Raw genomic sequence first — 2,210 nt, 5'->3', positions numbered from 1 at the left:
GTGGCCAAACGCATCAGACTGTAAATCTGCTCCCTTACGGGTTCGGTGGTTCGAATCCATCATCCTCCACCAGTTTTATGAGCCATTAGCTCAGTTGGTAGAGCACCTGACTTTTAATCAGGGTGTCGAAGGTTCGAGTCCTTCATGGCTCATCAGAAGTCATCAACTTATAGTTGATGGCTTTTTTGTATTGTTTTTAGTTATGTTTTTATATGGCTTTTTATTTTAAGGTATCGACAGGTTATAATGAGTTCATTATGTTCGCTTAGTGTTATCTATATTCTAAAAAAAGTGAAGTGGTGATCGCGTGACTTTGGATACAGAATGGATTCAGCAACAGCTTCAGAATATAATTCAAGCGCCTTTTACCATAGTACCTTGGTGCCCAGAAATGATGGCAGAAGGAGAAACAGCCGATTCAGTTATGCCGGATAGATCGTTTGTCAGTGACAATAAATTATATTTTCCGTTTCGTGCATCGGCAGGTGTACTGGCTGCTTTTGCGGTAGAGGCCAGATATTTGACGGATCGAGAACGGAAGTTGATCGAAGCGCTGCTCGGGAACATGGAACAAGTCTGGCAGAATGGTCCACAATTGTCGATCACCCCGGCTTATAGCAAGGAAGAGCGGATGAATCGTTTTGGACAATGGCTCATACAGCAGGCTGCCAACCTAAACAGTGAAGAAGAGGTTCCTGCTGAGCTGGAGCTTTGTGATTCACTATCAGCGTGTATGGTGCCGTTTTTGCTAAATGGCGAGGGAACTCAGGATGGAGCTATTACGTATACCCAGCTTCATCGATTGTTAGCGAGCTATTTTGGAGGAGATGTGCTGCTTACTCCATTAGATGAACAATCTTGGCTGATTCTGGCTAAAAAAGAGCTTTTATTAGGATCAGACGATGAACGGGATAAAGATCCTGAGTCCAGGGATGCAGACTTTGTGGAACCGCTGGAGGAGGTTCTTACGGCTTTTAGCTTGGGGTTATATGAGCTTATCGCGAATGAATGGGTCGGTGTATTTCATTTGGCGATTTCTAAGCCCTCCATCCCTTTGCAAAGTCTTCCCAACGAGTTGAATTTATTATGGGAGACGATCCATCTTGGTAAAATTTTTCATGTAACAGAGCACATCCACCTTTCATGGGAGCTGCATTTGGAGAGACTGTTAAATCGCATTCCCAAGGAACAACGTGAGCTATTTTTGGAGCAGGTAATGAAGTCATCTGTCATACTGGAAGACTCCGAAACGATGGCTACTTTGGATATCTTTTTTCAACTCGATTGTAATGTGAGTGAGACAGCTAAGCGTCTATATGTTCACCGAAATACGTTGATTTACCGATTGGACAAGATTAAACAGGAGACCGGATTGGACGTGCGGACGTTTAATGATGCGGTTTTAATCAAACTATATCTATTATTGTACAAAGTGACAAAAAGGAAATAGCATTTTTGTGCAGTTTGCGAATAGCCATGCTTTGGGGACTAGGGTAAGATACAAGTAGAAAATGTATTCGATTTCAAAACTTGACCTTGGGGAGGCAAAAGCTATGGCTGGCGTGCGTTTAGAGCATATTTTCAAGAAATATCCGGGTGCAGAAAAAGCTACGGTTGTTGATGTCAATTTGGACATTCAAGATAAAGAATTTCTCGTATTGGTTGGTCCTTCCGGTTGTGGGAAGTCCACTACGCTTCGTATGATCGCTGGTCTGGAGGAAATTTCAGACGGTAAATTGTATATTGGTGATCGTGTTGTGAACGATGTGGCTCCAAAAGACCGCGATATCGCGATGGTATTCCAATCCTATGCCTTGTATCCGCACATGAATGTATACCAAAACATGGCTTTTGGTTTGAAGCTCCGCAAAGTTAAAAAGGAAGAAATTGATAAACGCGTACGTGAAGCGGCTAAAATCCTCGATATTGAACATCTGCTGGATCGCAAGCCGAAAGCGTTATCAGGTGGTCAACGTCAGCGTGTTGCCTTGGGACGTGCGATTGTGCGTGACCCACAAGTCTTCTTGATGGATGAGCCGCTGTCCAACTTGGATGCTAAGCTGCGTGGTCAGATGCGTGCGGAAATCACGAAGCTGGCTAAGCGTCTGGAAACGACCGTTATCTATGTAACACATGATCAGGTAGAGGCCATGACGATGGGTGACCGGATTGTAGTTATGAAGGATGGTATCATTCAACAAGCTGCATCT

The 2,210-nt window shown here is 43.8% G+C and carries 2 protein-coding genes and 1 tRNA gene; all 3 read left to right on the top strand.

Going from position 1 to position 2,210, the window contains the following annotated elements; translation table 11 throughout:
- Positions 1–79: 79 nt before the first annotated feature.
- Positions 80–152, top strand: a tRNA-Lys gene (locus tag AC5V8P_RS25175).
- A 155-nt stretch (positions 153–307) separates the two neighbouring features.
- Positions 308–1,450, top strand: coding sequence for a PucR family transcriptional regulator (locus tag AC5V8P_RS25170; RefSeq protein ID WP_063212496.1), 1,143 nt, complete (start codon positions 308–310; stop codon positions 1,448–1,450).
- A gap of 103 nt (positions 1,451–1,553) precedes the next feature.
- Positions 1,554–2,210 (top strand): ABC transporter ATP-binding protein (locus AC5V8P_RS25165; RefSeq protein WP_495474012.1); only part of this gene is annotated, 657 nt, incomplete at its 3' end.

The organism is Paenibacillus sp. N119s (genome assembly GCF_059447605.1).
This window is presented reverse-complemented; position numbering and strand designations above follow the sequence as displayed.